This is a genomic window from Serratia sp. CY47444, from assembly GCF_052168635.1.
GTDB lineage: Bacteria > Pseudomonadota > Gammaproteobacteria > Enterobacterales > Enterobacteriaceae > Serratia > Serratia bockelmannii.
This window is the reverse complement of record NZ_JBJNMH010000003.1, coordinates 102,008-117,796: the sequence shown is the minus strand read 5'-3', so window position 1 is coordinate 117,796 and position 15,789 is coordinate 102,008. Positions and strand designations below refer to the sequence as shown.

Here is a 15,789-nt window from a genome sequence, read left to right as displayed (position 1 = left end):
TCAGTTCATTAAACTCAGTGCGCAAACCGCAGGAGCCGTATTCGCGATGACTTCATTACCTAACAGTATCCGCCTGGCGATGGCGGCGGAGGGCGGCGCGGCCGCCGGCGATGACTTCCTGTGGCTGGAGGAGCTGCAGGGTAAAAAAGCGCTGCAATGGGTGCAGCAGGAAAATCAGCGCACCGTGGCGCGTTTCGGCCAGGGCGAAGAATTTCAGCGCATTGAGCGCGAAGTCCTGGATATCCTTAATAAAGACACCCAAATCCCGTGGGTGAGCAAACGCGGCGAGTACTATTACAACTTCTGGCAGGATCGGGCCAACCCGCGCGGCCTGCTGCGGCGCACCACGCTGGACGAGTACCGCAAGGCCAAACCGGCCTGGGAGACGGTGCTGGATATCGATGCGTTGGGCAAAGCGGAGGGCAAGGATTGGGTCTATCAGGGCTCGCAACCGCTGGCGCCGGAATACCGTTATTGCCTGATGCAGCTGTCGCCGGACGGCGGTGACGCCACCGAGATCCGCGAATTCGATCTGGTGGCCAAACGCTTCGTCAAAGACGGTTTTAATGTACCGGTGGCGAAAAGTCGGGTCTCCTGGGTCGATCGGGATACGCTGTTCATCGCCACCGATTTCGGCCCCGGCTCGATGACCCAGTCCGGCTACGCGCGCATCGCCAAGCGCTGGCGGCGCGGCACGCCGCTGAGCGCCGCCGAAACGCTGTACGAAGCGCAGCCCGAGGACATGGCGGTCTTCGCCTATCACGACCGCACGCCGGGTTTTGAGCGCGATTTCGTCGGCCGCAGCCTGGACTTCTACCGCCGCGACTATTTCTTGCTGATGCAGGACGGCCGGCAGAAAAAAATCGATATCCCGGCCGACGCCGAGCTGGATACGCATCGGGAATGGCTGCTGATCAAACCGAGCAGCGACTGGGAGGTGGGCGGCAAGCGCTATCCGTCCGGCGCGCTGCTGGCGGCCAACTTCGATGACTATCTGGCGGGTAAGCGCGAGCTGCAACTGCTGTTTACCCCAACGGCGGAGCAGGCGCTGAGCGGCTACAGCGGCACCCGCGATCATCTGATCCTCAGTATCATGGATAACGTGGTCAACCGTCTGGAAGTGCTGACGCCGCAGGGTGGCAGCTGGCAACGTCGTCCGCTGGGCAACCCCGGCGCCATCAGCACCCTTTCCGCCGGCGGCATCGACGAAGAGAGCAACGCCTATTTCCTGACGGTCAGCGGATTCCTGCAACCGACCTCGCTGTATATGGGCAACCTCGATGGCGGTGAGGCGACGCTGCTGAAACAGGCGCCGCAGGATTTTGACGCGTCAGGCTACCAAGTGAGCCAGCATTTTGCGCGTTCCAAGGACGGCACCCGCGTGCCGTATTTCCAGATTGCCGCCAAAGATCTCAAACCGGACGGCAGCACGCCGACGCTGCTGTATGGCTACGGCGGGTTTGAAGTGCCGCTGCTGCCGGGCTATCTCGGCGGCAAGGCGCCGGCCTGGCTGGAACGCGGTGGGGCATACGTGGTGGCCAACATCCGCGGCGGCGGCGAATACGGCCCGGCCTGGCATCAGGCGGCGCTCAAGCAGAACCGCCATCGCGCCTACGAGGATTTCGCCGCCGTGGCCGAAGATCTCATCGCACGCAAGGTGACCTCGGCACCGCATCTGGGCGCGCGCGGCGGCAGCAACGGCGGCCTGTTAGTGGGCAATATGCTGACGTTGTATCCGCAGCTGTTCGGCTGCATCGTTTGCGAAGTGCCGCTGCTGGACATGCAGCGCTATACGCAGCTTTCTGCCGGCGCGTCGTGGATCGCCGAATACGGTGACCCGAGCAAGCCGGAGGAGTGGGCCTACATCAAGACCTTCTCGCCGTACCACAACATTCAGACGCAGACGGCCTATCCGCCGGTGCTGTTCTATACCGCGACCAGCGACGATCGGGTCAACCCGGCCCACGCGCGCAAAATGGCGGCGCGCATGCAGGCGATGGGGTATCAGCAGGCTTATTTCTATGAAAATACCGAAGGCGGGCACAGCGCCGCCGCCGACAAGCAACAGGCGGCATTCCACAGCGCACTGGTAAGCGAATTCATGTGGGCCAACCTGAGCGATAAACCCAAATCAGCGTAAACCCGTTTATTGCGGGCATAAAAAAACACCGGGGCGTTAACCTCGGTGTTTTTATTTACGCCCAATCTGCCGACGATCAGTGAGCCGCGGTGGCTTCCTGCGCTTTCTGATTGGCGTCTTCGGTGGTATCCAGCGTCATGCGGTACAGTTTCGGCGCGGTCAGCATCATCAGGATAGCAATGACGGCGGTGACGATGCCGATTTGCATAAACACATGGCTGTAGATGGCCAGCGAAGCGTGCGCGTCGTTGATGTCGCTTGGGACGGCGGTCAGACCGGCAACCTTACCGGCGATCAGCGCGGCGGCGGCGGTGGTCAGGAACCAGGAACCCATGATGAAGCCCATCAGACGCTGCGGCACCAGCTGTGCCACCATCGCCAGACCCAGGCCAGAAATCATCAGCTCACCGATGCTCTGCAGCGCATAGCTCAGGATCAGCCAGTTGACCGACACAATGCCCTGTTCGTTGGCGAAGCTGGCGCCCCATGGCAGCACCAGGAAGGCGCAGGAGCACAGGATCATACCGAAAGCGAACTTGTGCGGCATCGGCAGGCGATCGCCCATTTTGTTATACAGCGCGGCCAGAATCGGGCTGGCGAGCATGATCCAGAATGGGTTCAGCGCCTGATACTGCTCAGGCTCGAAGGCGATGCCGAAGATGCTGTGTTCCACGTTGTGGATGGCGAAGAAGTTCAGTGAGGTTGGCATTTGGCTGTACAGCACGAAGAACACCACCGCTTCCAGCATCAACAGGAAGGCGACGATCATCTTGCGGCGTGCGGCGCCGTGCAGGGCGAAGGTTTCCTTGGCGAACACCAGCACGATGCCGGCGGAAACGAGGGCCAGCGCCCAGCGCGCGATCACCTGGTTGTGCAGCAGCCAGCTGGAAATGGCGACCAGCGCCACGATACCGACCAGCACCATCAGCAGTTTCGGCAGGTGCAGCGGCTTGAAGTCAGGCTTGGAGCCGTTTTTCTTCACCCACTTGTGGCACATCATAAAGTTGACCAGGGTGATCAGCATGCCGACCACGCTCAGGGAGAACGCCACGCTCCAGCCGTATTTGGCCGCCAGCCACGGGGTAGCCAACATGGAGAAGAAGGAACCGATATTCACCGACATGTAGTACATGGTGAAGGCGCCATCGAGACGCGGATCGTCTTTCTCATAGCAGGTGGACAACAGGGAGGACGGGTTGGCCTTGAACAGGCCGCTACCCACGGCGATGGTCGCCATGCCCATGTAGACCCAGAAGATGTCGTGGCCGGAGTAGGCTACCATGGCGTAACCGACGGCCAGCACCAGTGCGCCGAGCACGATCACGCGTTTGGCGCCCAATACTTTGTCGCCCAGCCAGCCGCCGATGGCGACGAAGCCGTATACCAGGGCGCTGAAGGAAGAGAACAGGGTGATGGAGTCGGCCTCGCTCATGCCGAGCATCTTGACCAGATAAACCGCCATGATGCCCTGCAGGCCGTAATAGCCGAAACGTTCCCACAGTTCGATCGAGAAGATCAGATAGAACGCTTTCGGTTGTTTGAACGCGTTAAGGCTAACGCTCTCCGGGTGTTGGTTGTTTGCTGTTGACACTGGTACCTCTGTTTTTTCGCAGCCCGTCTTTGGAGGACGGGAAAGTACAAAAGTTGATGCGGAACGGCATCCTTTTGCGTTGTTATAGGATGGGGACGGCGGTTAATGTTCACTATCTTTGTCAACGTGGCAAGCAGTTTGTCATATTCGGTTACATTTAACGCTCGCAGGATTATGCTGCGATGTTGCAAATGTTATGCAGTATTAACTTTCAGGTTTTAATGATTTGCCGATTTTTTGTTTTGATTAAAAGCTATACGGATTTTAAATAGGGATATATTCTGCTGAATTGCTATTTTTTAGCGTATCAGTGTATGTGTGGTTATTAATCCATTGGAATGTTGTGCATATGACGCATTTTGTAAAATTATAGAAATTTAAGAAAACGGGGCTGGCATTTGTGAACGCCTTGTGATCCTGAAAGCGTGACGTTCACCGCAATTTTCGACTAATTTTTCGCTTGAAAATAACACGGCACTGAGTTTTTCACTGAAAACCGCGATAACACCGGGGTTACTGCTGCGCGATATCACATTTCCGATAAAAAAGAGGCGCTGGCGGGGAGAGATGAAGCGACGGGTGCGGTTTGCCGCACCCAACAGGCTCAGGATTCCGGATAAACCTTTTCTTTATACTCGCACAGGTCTTCGATAATGCAGGAACCGCAGCGCGGTTTACGCGCGATGCAGGTGTAGCGCCCATGCAGGATCAGCCAGTGGTGGCAATCGACCTTGAATTCGGCGGGCACGACCTTCAACAGCTTCTCTTCCACCTGATCGACGTTCTTGCCCGGCGCGAAGTGGGTGCGGTTGCACACCCGGAAGATGTGGGTGTCCACGGCGATGGTCGCCCAGCCGAAAGCGGTATTGAGCACCACGTTGGCGGTCTTGCGTCCGACGCCCGGCAGCGCTTCCAGCGCGGCGCGATCCTCCGGCACTTCGCCACCGTGCAGCTCCAGCAGCATGCGGCAGGTTTTGATCACGTTTTCGGCCTTGCTGTTGAACAGGCCGATGGTCTTGATGTACTCCTTGACGCCATCAACCCCCAGCGCCAGCATGGCGGCAGGGGTGTTGGCGACTGGATAAAGCTTGGCGGTCGCCTTGTTGACGCTTACGTCGGTGGCCTGCGCAGACAGCAGCACCGCAATCAGCAGTTCAAATGGCGTGGTGTACACCAGCTCGGTGGTCGGGTGCGGGTTGTTGTCGCGCAGCCGGGTCAGAATTTCCAGTCGCTTCTGCTTGTTCATCAGGCTTTCTCAGCACGTCCTTGTTCCAACAGCGGTTCCACCGCCACGGCGCGGGCTTTGCGCGCCTTCATTTTTTCGTCGATCAGATATTTGACCGCCAGCAGCAGCCCCAGGCCGATAAAGGCACCCGGCGGCAGCATCGCCAGCAGAAACGGGCTGTCGAAATGCACGACTTCGATGCGCAGCGACTTGGCCCAGCCGCCCAGCAGCTGATCGGCGCCGTCGAACAGCGTGCCGTTGCCCAACAGTTCGCGCATCGAGCCCAGCGTCACCATCACGCCGGTAGCGCCGAGGCCGATGGCCATGCCGTCCAGCGCCGAGAGGCCGACCGGCTTCTTGGCGGCCACCGCTTCGGCGCGGCCCACCACGATGCAGTTGGTCACGATCAATGGAATAAAGATGCCGAGCGACTGATACAGGCCGAAGGCATAGGCGTTGATCAGCATCTGCACGATGCTCACCACGGCGGCGATGATCATCACGTAGATAGGAATACGCACCTCGCTCGGCACCCAGCGGCGTACCGCGGAGATGGAGGCGTTGGTCAGCGTCAGCACCAGCGTGGTGGCCAGCCCCAGGCCCAGCGCGTTGGTGACGGTGGAGGTCACCGCCAGCAACGGACACATGCCCAGCAACTGCACCAGGGCGGAGTTGTTTTTCCACAACCCCTGGACGATCAATTCTTTGGCTTCACTCATTCGCTGGCTCCACACGCAGGTAAGCTTTCAAGTTTAGGCGGCAGCGTTTCCATATACAACGCCGTGCGGCGCACCGCATTGACCACCGCACGCGGGGTGATGGTCGCGCCGGTGAACTGGTCGAACATACCGCCGTCTTTCTTCACCGCCCAGCGCTTATCGTCCGGGCCTTCGATTTTCTTGCCGCTGAAGAAAGAAATCCAGTCGGAAATGCGCAGTTCAATTTTGTCACCCAGCCCCGGGGTTTCGTGGTGTTCAATCACCCGGGTGCCGAGCACCGTGCCGTTGAAATCGGCGCCGACCAGCAGTTTGATAGCGCCGGAGTAGCCGTCCGGCGCGGTGGTTTCCAGCGCGGCGGCGGTCGGCTGCCCGTTTTTGCGCGCCAGGTACAAACGGTGCGGCGCGCCGTCGCCCAGCGCCGGATCGCTGACCAGGAAGCATTCGTTCTGCATGATGTTGTCGTAGTTTTCCGGTGGCACCACCTGATCGAGCAGCGCTTTTTGCTGCAGCGCCGCCTGATGGGCGATGGTGGTTTTCGTCAGGGCGTAGACCACGGCGGTCAGGCCGGTGGTGACCGCCGCAAACACCGCCAGCGTGGTGCCGTGCTTTCTCATGGAATTCAGCATGGCGGCTCCTTAGCGATGGCCGTACACGCGCGGCTGCGTGTAGTGGTCGATTAACGGGACGGTGATGTTGGCGAGCAGCACGGCGAAGGCCACGCCGTCAGGGTATCCGCCATAGACGCGGATCAGCCACACCAGCACGCCGATCAGCGCGCCGTAGATCAAACGGCCCTTCGGCGTGGTCGAGGCGCTGACCGGATCGGTGGCGATAAAGAACGCGCCCAGCATGCTGGCGCCGGAGAACAGGTGGATCAGCGGCGAAGCCTGATGCGCCGGATCGATCCACCAGGCCAGGCCGGAACAGAAGGCGATGGCGGCCAACATGCTGAACGGGATCTGCCAGTGGATCAGGCGGCGCGCCAGCATAAACAGGCCGCCGGCCAGGAAGCCGAGGTTGACCCACTGCCAGCCGATGCCGGCCAGGGCGCCGCCGAACAGCGGCTGCTGCAACACCTGTTCCACGCTGTGGCCGCTGCGCAGGCCGGTTTTGAAGCCGTCGAGCGGCGTGGCCTGGCTGATGCCGTCCACGCCCATCTGCAGTTCGTGCAGCGTCGCGCCTTGCGAGGTATGGCCGCTGAAAATGGCCAGCAGTGTGTCGTGGAACGGTAGCGCAGTGGCGCGCAGCTCATCCGGCGGCAGCCAACTGGTCATCTGCACCGGGAAGGAGATCAGCAGCACCACGTAACCGACCATCGCCGGGTTGAACGGGTTCTGCCCAAGGCCGCCGTACAGCTGCTTGGCGATGACGATGGCGAAGAACGTACCGATGACGATCATCCACCAGGGTGCCAGCGGCGGCAGGCTGATGCCGAGCAGCAGCGCGGTCAGCAGGGCGGAGTTATCCGCCAGCCGGCTGCGCACCGGCAGCTTGCGCAGTTTTAGGATCGCGCCTTCCGCCGCCAGCGCGACGATCGCCGCCAGCGCCACCTGGATCAACACGCCGTAGCCGAAAAACCAAATCTGCGCCGCGATGCCGGGAATGCACGCCAACATCACCCACAGCATAATGCGGCTGGTGCTTTGCTGGTTGTGGGTGAACGGCGAGCTGGCGATGTGTAAGCCTTTGGCGGCTGTGGGTGATACCGGCCTGAACTTCATAGAGTAACGATACCTTCTGCGCCGCGCCTGCGGCAGTTTCGATGCGCCGAATTGCGGGCGCGGCAAAAAATAATAGCCGAGTATTCTACCTGATTCGATGCGAGGGTAATACGCCTTAATGGTAGGGGTATTCGGCTTTCCGCACATCTGGCGATCGGGACGGCGCGATTTGATTTTTTTTTGGCCGGTAAATGGGCTAACGTGAGGAATTATCAGTGGAACTTGTGCCGCCATCGACCGCGGAAAATGGGTTAAGCGTCTGAATGAGATATCATTTTTCTCCAGATTTCCGCACAAAATAACAACTTTCACATAATCCGTGTAGGTTACTATCGCGAACATTATTGAGTCAGTGAATCCATAATAATGACAAATGAAGACATTTTTTTTATTGAAGAGCTAATTGAGTGGGTGGAGATACATCTGGAGAAACGGCCAAACCTGGATGAAGTCGCGCGTATTTCGGGCTATTCCAAGTGGCATCTGCAGCGTAAATTCAAGCGTATTACCGGCATTCAACTCGCCACCTATATCCGTTCGCGCATCCTGACGCGCGCCGCGGTGGCGCTGCGCATTACTCGCCGCTCCATCATCGACATTTCCGATGAGCTGGGCTTCGATTCACAGCAGACCTTCACCCGCATGTTCAAGCAGCGCTTCGGCACCACGCCCAATCGCTACCGCTCGATGGCGCACTGGGACGTGAAAAACCTGATGCCGCGCTTTAACTTCGAAGCCAGCTACGGTGCCGGTTATTATCCGGAAGTGAAGCGGTTGACGCTGCCCGACATGCAGTTGGTCGGTTTCACGCGTCGGTTGGATTTCGCCTCCGAACAGGAGCTGGAATATTCTTCCTGCATGGCGATGAAGGACGAGATTTTCAACGACTTCTTCAAGGGGTTGCACGTTGACTGTCGGCGAATTTACAGCATTTATTCTCCTCATGCCGGGGAGGGCGACGAGCTCTCGTCCACGTTGGTGATGGCGGTCGATCCTGAACACAAAAAGGATATTCTTTCCAACCATCAGATCGACACCTTCCATCTGCCGAGCCGCGAGTTTATCTCCATCAACCATAAGGGCACGGCGAAAGAGTGTCTGCAGTTTTTCGGCTACCTGATGTCGCATGTGATGCCGGGGCTGAAGGATGAGGTGCGCGGCAGTATGGAAATGGAGATCATTCAAACCAAAGAGTGGAACCCCGAGTCCAAACTGCGCCAGATTGAAGTGGATTACACCTACCTGATTTCTATCGATTAAACGGCACCCGGGGGCGGCCAGGCGCCGCTGTCATCATTTGTCTTCCGTTTCCGCCGTCAGCGATTCCCTGGCGGCTTTTTTGGCTTTGGCGCGGGCGATAGCCGCTGCCACCGCCGCCTTGCGCGGGTCTTCCTCGGCGGCAGCCGGAGCCGGTTCCGCCGCTGCAGGAGCATCCGCCTGCTGCGCGGCTTTCTTGGCTTTTACACGTGCCAGTGCCGCGGCAACCGCTGCTTTGCGCGGGTCTTCCTCGACGGCAGCCGGAGCCGGTTCCGCCGCTGCAGGAGCATCCGCCTGTTGCGCGGCTTTCTTGGCTTTTACACGTGCCAGTGCCGCGGCAACCGCGGCCTTGCGCGGGTCTTCCTCGACGGCAGCCGGAGCCGGTTCCGCCGCTGCAGGGGCATCCGCCTGTTGCGCGGCTTTCTTGGCTTTTACACGTGCCAGTGCCGCGGCAACCGCGGCTTTGCGCGGGTCTTCCTCGGCGGCAGCCGGAGCCGGTTCCGCCGCTGCAGGGGCATCGGCCTGCTGCGCGGCTTTTTTGGCTTTGGCGCGGGCGATAGCCGCTGCCACCGCGGCCTTGCGCGGATCTTCCTCGGCGGTTGCCGGAGCCGGTTCCGCCGCTGCAGGGGCGTCAGATTGTTGCTCCGCTTTTTTGGCCTTCACGCGCGCCAAGGCGGCAGCAACGGCCGCTTTCCGCGGATCGTCCTCTGTTGCGGCCGGCGCTTCTTTACGCGCTTTCACGCGGGCCAGCGCCGCGGCCACGGCGGCTTTACGCGCGTCATCGCCGGTGGCCGCCGGCGGTGCTTTCGTTTCCACCTCGGCAGCCAGCTGGGCACGTCGTTCGCGCGCCTGCGCTTTACGTGCTTCGCGGGCAGCGATCATCTCGCTGTTGTCCGGCTGCTGGCCGTCGACCGGCGTAACCGCCGCTTCGGCATTCTTGCTGCGTACGCGCGCCAGCGCGGCCTGCACCGCGCCCTGATCGTCGTCGGTCAGTTTCACGGCGGCCTTTTTATGTCGCTCTTCGCGCGCCAGTTTCTCGCGCTCCAGACGGGCCTGTTTGGCTTCGAAACGGGCCTTGGCCTCGGCGGTGCGCGCCGCCTCCAGATCGATAGCCTTGATTTCGGCCTTTTCCTGCCGGTAGTACTGCACCAGCGGAATGTTGCTGGGGCAGACGAACGCGCAGGCGCCGCATTCGATGCAATCGAACAGGTTGTGGTTACGTGCCTTGTCGTGCTCCTGCCCGCGGCTGAACCAGTACAGCTGTTGCGGCAGCAGCCCGGCGGGGCAAGCGTCCACGCACAGGCCGCAGCGGATGCAGGATTGCTCGGGTTCCTGCGGCGTCATTTCATCGACCGTCGGCGCCAGAATGCAGTTGCTAATCTTGACGATTGGCACGTTCAGCGCGGGCAGGGTGAAGCCCATCAGCGGGCCACCCATGACCACCATCTGCTGCGCCTGCGGGCGGAAACCGGTGAAGTCAAGCAGGTGCTGCACCGGCGTGCCGATGCGCGCCCACAGGTTACCGGGGCGCTCGATCGCCTCGCCGGTCAGGGTCACTACGCGCTCAATCAGCGGTTCGCCGTTGACGATCGCTCGCTTGATGGCGAAGGCGGTGCCGACGTTTTGCATCAATACGCCGATAGCGGAGGAGTGTTTGCCGTGCGGCACTTCCTTGCCGGTCAAAATTTTGGTCAGCTGCTTGGCGCCACCGGACGGGTATTTGGTCGGGATGACGCGCAGCGCAATGCTGGACTGGCCGCGTAACGCCTGTTTCAGCGCCGCGATTGCCTCCGGTTTGTTGTCTTCGATGCCGATCAGCGTGAGCTTGGGTTGCAGAATGTGTTGCAGGATCTGCGTGCCTTCAATGATCTGATCGGCATGTTCCTGCATCAGGCGGTCGTCAGCGGTGATGTAAGGCTCACACTCGGCGGCGTTGAGGATCAGCGTTTCCACGCCGCTCATGCCGCCTTGCAGTTTGCTGGCGGTCGGGAAGCCAGCGCCGCCCAGACCGGCGATGCCGGCCTGATGAATACGTTGAATCAGTTCCGCGACAGGGGATTGACGATAGTCCGCCACCGGATCTCGCTCGCACCAGCGGTCTTCCCCGTCTGCCTCGATTATCACGCACAGCTCCGTCAGCCCGGACGGATGGGCGGTGATGTGCGGCGTAATGGCGCTGACGGTGCCCGAGGTCGGGGCATGCACCGGCACGGTGCGGCCGCGGCCGACGGTCAGCGGTTGGCCTTTCAACACCCGATCGCCGGCGTTGACGCACAGTTCGCCTTCCGGCCCCAGGTGCTGCTGCAGCGGAATGATAAAGGTCTTGGGCAGGGGAGCGACACGCAGCGGCGTACCGCTGGACTGCGTTTTCATTTCCGGTGGATGGATCCCGCCGTCGAAATCCCAGATCCGGTCTTTTTTAAAGGCGGCGAACAGATTAAGCATGTTGCTCCACGTGGATCACTTGCACCGGGATCGTCTTCATGTCCCACTTCCAGTTGGCGGTGGTGGTAGCGACCGGTCTCATTTCAATACAGTCGGTAGGGCAAGGGGCGACGCACAGATCGCAGCCGGTACAGAGGTCGGTAATGACGGTATGCATGGCGCGGGTGGCGCCGACGATGGCGTCCACCGGGCAGGCCTGAATGCACTTGGTGCAACCGATGCAGTTGGCCTCGTCGATATAGGCCACCTTACGCTCCGGCTCGGCGGCGGCTTCGCTACCCAGCGGCTGCGGCTCTACGTTGAGCAGCTCCGCCAGTTTCAGCATCACCTGTTCGCCGCCTGGCGCGCATTTGTTGATCATCTCGCCGTTGGCCACTGCCTCGGCATAGGGGCGACAGCCGGGGTAGCCGCACTGGCCGCACTGGCTCTGCGGCAGGATTGCGTCGACCTGCTCGGCGACCGGATCCTCTTCCACCTCAAAACGGCGCGCGGCGTAACCCAGCACCAGTCCGAACAGCAGCCCGAGCGCGCTTAAAGCCGCGATAGCTATCCACAACGCAGTCATTAGAATTTCACCAGCCCGGTAAAGCCCATAAAGGCCAGCGACATCAGCCCGGCGGTGATCAGCGCGATCGAGGAGCCGCGGAACGGCGCTGGGACGTCGGCGACCGCCAGACGTTCGCGAATGGCGGCGAACAGCACCATAACCAGCGAGAAACCGGCGGCGGCGCTGAAGCCGTAAACGGCGGACTGCAGGAAGTTATAGCCGAGGTTGACGTTAAGCAACGCTACGCCCAGCACCGCACAGTTGGTGGTGATCAGCGGCAGGAAGATGCCCAGCAGGCGGTAGAGTGCCGGGCTGGTCTTGCGCACCACCATCTCGGTGAACTGAACGACGACGGCGATCACCAGAATGAAGGAGAGCGTGCGCAGATACACCAGATCCAGCGGAACCAGAATAAAGGTGTTGATCACCCAGGCGCTGACGGAGGCCAGCGTCATAACGAAGGTGGTGGCCATTCCCATGCCGATGGCGCTTTCCAGCTTCTTGGAAACGCCGAGGAACGGGCACAGGCCAAGAAACTTCACCAGAACGAAGTTGTTCACCAGTACGGTGCCGACAAACAGGAGCAGGTATTCGGTCATTGCGATGCCTAAAAAAATAAAAGCCGCCTATTATCGGGAATCGGCGGCCGGACGACAACATATGAATCGCAGGGGTATTGCCTTTTTTGGTGAAAATTTACACAAATCACCCAATAAAACGTGCTGCAACTCCCTTTAACGTTCGGTAAAGGTCCCTTTGACCCGCTGCGAACGCTTGATGTAAGGCACCAGCAGCGCCGCCATCAGCAGCGGCCAGCCGAGGCTGCGCACCGCCACTTCATCCGGCACCGGCGCGAAGGCGAAGGCTTTCACCGCCAGAATTACCGTGATCAGCAGCCATAACAAGAACAGCTTGGGGAAGCGCTGCGAGCGCTGGCAAAACAGAAACACCAGCCACAGGGTGAAGCCCCACATCAAAAGCGTGGTCAGCACCGAAAAGTACCATTGCAGGGTAAATGCCTGGGCGTTGGTCAACAGATAGTCGCGCGACTCGGGCATGAAGATCGCCATGGCGTACAGGAGCAGCATCAGGCTGGCGCTGAGCAGGGTGACGATCAGATAGGCCAGCGGGGCCAGCAACCAACCGCCGATACGAGTGTATTCAGCTTGAGACATAAAGGCTTCCTGATTGAAACGGGGATCACAGGCGGCATAGCTTAGCGGGTAATATAGGCTTCGTCATCTCTATCAACCGGATAGCTCGGCATCGCGACGCCGGGCCGCACGTTTGGCTACGCCGGCCTCGCTTCGAATTAACATCTCATTTACTTCTTGTTCCATCCGGCCGCATGGTGTCAAATCGGAAGGGTCTGTCGTGAGCCAGCAAGAGGAAATCCCATGGCTGAGAAAATTCGTGTCGGGCTGGTCGGTTACGGCTACGCCGGCAAAACCTTTCATGCGCCGCTGATTGCCGGTACACCGGGGCTGGAGCTGGCCGCCGTCTCCAGCAGCGATGCCGGCAAAGTGCACGCCGACTGGCCGTCGATGACGGTGGTGGGTGGTGCGCAGGCGCTGTTCGCCGATCCGGCCCTCGATCTGATCGTCATTCCTACCCCCAACGATACCCATTTCCCGCTGGCGCAGCAGGCGTTGGCCGCCGGCAAGCACGTGGTGGTGGATAAACCGTTTACCGTGACATTGTCACAAGCGCAGGCACTGCAACAGCAGGCGCAGCAGAGTGGTTTATTGCTGTCGGTGTTCCACAACCGCCGCTGGGACAGCGATTTCCTCACCCTTAAAGCGCTGTTAAACGACGGTTCGCTGGGCGAGGTGGTGTATTTCGAGTCACATTTCGATCGCTATCGGCCGCAGGTGCGCCAGCGCTGGCGCGAACAGGGCGGCGTCGGCAGCGGTATCTGGTTCGATTTGGGGCCGCATCTGCTCGATCAGGCGCTGCAACTCTTCGGCAAACCCGAACGGCTGTTTGTCGATCTGGGTGAGCTGCGGCCGGGGGCGCAGGCGGTGGACTATTTCCACGCGCTGCTGAGCTATGGCGATCGCCGTGTGGTGCTGCACGCCAGCATGCTGGCTGCGGCAGAGAGCCCGCGCTACGTGGTGCACGGCACCCGTGGCAGCTATGTCAAATATGGCCTGGATCCGCAGGAAGACCGACTGAAGGCCGGTGAGCGCCTGCCACAGGCCGATTGGGGCTATGACATGCGCGATGGTGTAGTGACGCTGTCACGTGACGATCTGCTGGCTGAGAAACCGCTGCTCAATATTCCCGGCAATTACCCGGCTTATTACGCGGCGGTGCGCGACGCGATTGCCGGCATAGGCGAAAATCCGGTGCCGGCCGCCGACGCCATCGCGGTAATGGCATTGATCGAACTGGGGTTGGAATCGGCCCGGCTGCAGCAGGCGCTGCCGGTGGTCTGATCCCGTTCATTCCTCTGTGCCCGGCGCAACGTCGGGCCTTTTTACGACTTTACGTGCAAGGAAATCCGTTTCATGTCCTGGTTGCAGCGTTTGCGCATTGATAAATTTTTGCTGGTTCTGATTTTTGTGGTGATCGTCGCCTCGCTGTTCCCCTGCGAAGGCATCTGGAAAACCTTCTTTGAACACCTGACTACCGCCGCCATCGCGCTGCTGTTCTTTATGCACGGCGCCAAGCTGTCGCGTGAGGCGATCATCGCCGGCATGAGTCACTGGAAGCTGCATCTGCTGGTGTTCCTCAGCACCTTTGCGCTGTTCCCGCTGCTCGGGCTGGCGATGAACCTGCTGGTGCCGGGCATCATGACGCCGACGGTCTATCTCGGCTTCCTCTATCTGTGCGCGCTGCCGGCCACAGTGCAGTCGGCCATCGCCTTTACGTCGGCGGCAGGCGGTAACGTGGCGGCGGCGATTTGCAGCGCCTCGGCGTCGAGCATTCTCGGCGTGTTCCTGTCGCCGCTGCTGGTGGGGGCGCTGATGCATACTCAGGGCGGCAATACCGACGTGCTGCACGCCATCGGTTCGATCATTTTGCAATTGATGGTGCCGTTCGTGATCGGCCACCTGGCGCGGCCATTGATCGGCAAGTGGATCGATCGCCATCGCAAACTGATCAACCTGACCGACCGTTCGTCGATCCTGCTGGTGGTGTATACCGCGTTCAGTGCGGCGGTGGTGGAAGGGATTTGGCATCGCATCGACGGCTGGTCGCTGCTGACCATCCTGGTGATGTCGCTGGTGCTGCTGACGGTGGTGCTGGTGATCAACACCTACGCGGCGCGCTGGCTGGGCTTTAACACCGCCGATGAAATCACCATCGTCTTCTGCGGCTCGAAAAAGAGCCTGGCGAACGGCATCCCGATGGCCAACGTGCTGTTCCCGGCCGCGGCGGTGGGCGCGATGGTGCTGCCGCTGATGATTTTCCACCAGGTGCAACTGATGGTGTGCGCGGTGCTGGCGCAGCGCTATGCGCGTAAAACCGCCAAACAGCGGGCCGAGGCGGAGGCGCTGGCGGCCAAATAGGCCGCAGACCGCTAACGGCGGCCCAGCGCGTCGAGCAGAAAGTCGGCGCGCTCGTCCGGTGAGGCGCGCGGCAGTTCTTGCAGCTGATAGCCATAGCGGCGATAGACGGCCACCATCGCCCGGTAGGTCAGCTCGGCTTCGGCGAAAGATTGCTTTCTTTCGCTGTCCTGCGCATAGATCGCTTGCCACGGCGGGGCGATGAACACCCTTTCGGCATAGCGGAAGGTGCCGATCGCCGCCGTCAAATGCGCGGGGATCGGCAGCCCGCACAGCGTGAGATACCCGGCGATATCCGGCAGCCCGCGATCGAAGAACCAGCATGTTTCCCCCGTCGCTTCGTGCCATGAATGCAGTTCCCAATCGAGCATCCGCTCGGCGAAGGCCTGGCGATCGCCCCACGGCAGCGCATGGCCGCCGATACTCACCTGATCCTGAATAATCGCCCGGCCGGCTTCCTGCGAGTGCGGAAAGCCGCGGCGATGAAGAACGTCGATGAGCGTGCTTTTACCCGAACCCGGGCCGCCGGTCAGCACGATGCGGCGTGTTTTGTCAGACATGCGAAATTCCTCTCTTGCGGCAGAGTCATGGGGTAACACAGCGATAAAGACGAGCAGTCGGAAGAAGACGGC

The 15,789-nt window shown here is 60.5% G+C and carries 14 protein-coding genes; 4 read left to right on the top strand and 10 right to left on the bottom strand.

All coding sequences use genetic code 11. The features are described from left to right. The first annotated feature begins 46 nt into the window (after nt 1-46). A complete protein-coding gene (locus ACJ8IL_RS06970; RefSeq protein WP_442516445.1) occupies nt 47-2,140 on the top strand; it encodes a prolyl oligopeptidase family serine peptidase in 2,094 nt (697 codons plus the stop codon). A 76-nt stretch (nt 2,141-2,216) separates the two neighbouring features. Here ACJ8IL_RS06970 and dtpA read toward each other — a convergent pair whose 3' ends face one another. The 5 genes from dtpA to rsxD all read right to left on the bottom strand — a co-directional run bounded on the left by dtpA (nt 2,217) and on the right by rsxD (nt 7,396). Then, nucleotides 2,217-3,731, bottom strand: a complete 1,515-nt coding sequence (gene dtpA, locus ACJ8IL_RS06965) for a dipeptide/tripeptide permease DtpA (protein ID WP_442516444.1) — start codon at nt 3,729-3,731, stop codon at nt 2,217-2,219. Between the two features lie 604 nt (nt 3,732-4,335). Next, on the bottom strand, nt 4,336-4,977 hold the full coding sequence (gene nth, locus ACJ8IL_RS06960) for an endonuclease III (protein ID WP_019455952.1): 642 nt from the start codon (nt 4,975-4,977) through the stop codon (nt 4,336-4,338). After that, nucleotides 4,977-5,675, bottom strand: coding sequence for an electron transport complex subunit E (locus ACJ8IL_RS06955; RefSeq protein ID WP_038873082.1), 699 nt, complete (start codon nt 5,673-5,675; stop codon nt 4,977-4,979). Before ACJ8IL_RS06955 ends, nth begins: the two co-directional genes overlap by 1 nt. Next, nucleotides 5,672-6,301: an electron transport complex subunit RsxG gene (gene rsxG, locus ACJ8IL_RS06950; protein WP_025302683.1), complete on the bottom strand. Its 630-nt coding sequence runs from the start codon at nt 6,299-6,301 to the stop codon at nt 5,672-5,674. The genes ACJ8IL_RS06955 and rsxG overlap by 4 nt, the downstream gene beginning before the upstream one ends. Nucleotides 6,302-6,310: 9 nt before the next feature. After that, nucleotides 6,311-7,396, bottom strand: a complete 1,086-nt coding sequence (gene rsxD, locus ACJ8IL_RS06945; RefSeq protein ID WP_060432974.1) for an electron transport complex subunit RsxD — start codon at nt 7,394-7,396, stop codon at nt 6,311-6,313. A gap of 366 nt (nt 7,397-7,762) precedes the next feature. Here rsxD and ACJ8IL_RS06940 point away from each other — a divergent pair, with 366 nt between their 5' ends. Beyond that, on the top strand, nt 7,763-8,656 hold the full coding sequence (locus ACJ8IL_RS06940; protein WP_025302685.1) for a helix-turn-helix domain-containing protein: 894 nt from the start codon (nt 7,763-7,765) through the stop codon (nt 8,654-8,656). Nucleotides 8,657-8,689: 33 nt separating this feature from the next. Here ACJ8IL_RS06940 and rsxC read toward each other — a convergent pair whose 3' ends face one another. The 4 genes from rsxC to ACJ8IL_RS06920 all read right to left on the bottom strand — a co-directional run bounded on the left by rsxC (nt 8,690) and on the right by ACJ8IL_RS06920 (nt 12,820). Continuing rightward, nucleotides 8,690-11,098, bottom strand: coding sequence for an electron transport complex subunit RsxC (gene rsxC, locus ACJ8IL_RS06935; protein ID WP_264383926.1), 2,409 nt, complete (start codon nt 11,096-11,098; stop codon nt 8,690-8,692). Further along, nucleotides 11,091-11,663: an electron transport complex subunit RsxB gene (rsxB, locus tag ACJ8IL_RS06930; RefSeq protein WP_004938428.1), complete on the bottom strand. Its 573-nt coding sequence runs from the start codon at nt 11,661-11,663 to the stop codon at nt 11,091-11,093. The genes rsxC and rsxB overlap by 8 nt, the downstream gene beginning before the upstream one ends. After that, nucleotides 11,663-12,244, bottom strand: a complete 582-nt coding sequence (gene rsxA / locus ACJ8IL_RS06925; RefSeq protein ID WP_004938443.1) for an electron transport complex subunit RsxA — start codon at nt 12,242-12,244, stop codon at nt 11,663-11,665. The genes rsxB and rsxA overlap by 1 nt, the downstream gene beginning before the upstream one ends. 135 nt (nt 12,245-12,379) lie before the next feature. Then, complete coding sequence (locus tag ACJ8IL_RS06920; RefSeq protein WP_016927891.1) at nt 12,380-12,820, bottom strand: DUF2569 domain-containing protein; 441 nt, start codon at nt 12,818-12,820, stop codon at nt 12,380-12,382. A 222-nt stretch (nt 12,821-13,042) separates the two neighbouring features. Between ACJ8IL_RS06920 and ACJ8IL_RS06915 the strand changes: the two genes are divergently transcribed. Together ACJ8IL_RS06915 and ACJ8IL_RS06910 are read left to right on the top strand one after the other, a co-directional pair. Further along, the gene (locus ACJ8IL_RS06915; RefSeq protein WP_025302687.1) at nt 13,043-14,083 is read left to right on the top strand and encodes an oxidoreductase; all 1,041 of its coding nucleotides are present in this window, start codon (nt 13,043-13,045) and stop codon (nt 14,081-14,083) included. Between the two features lie 72 nt (nt 14,084-14,155). Next, complete coding sequence (locus ACJ8IL_RS06910) at nt 14,156-15,160, top strand: bile acid:sodium symporter family protein (protein WP_060432976.1); 1,005 nt, start codon at nt 14,156-14,158, stop codon at nt 15,158-15,160. Between the two features lie 11 nt (nt 15,161-15,171). On the opposite strand, the gene ACJ8IL_RS06905 is transcribed toward ACJ8IL_RS06910, so the two are convergent. Continuing rightward, complete coding sequence (locus tag ACJ8IL_RS06905) at nt 15,172-15,717, bottom strand: AAA family ATPase (RefSeq protein WP_442516443.1); 546 nt, start codon at nt 15,715-15,717, stop codon at nt 15,172-15,174. Between the last annotated feature and the right edge of the window lie 72 nt (nt 15,718-15,789).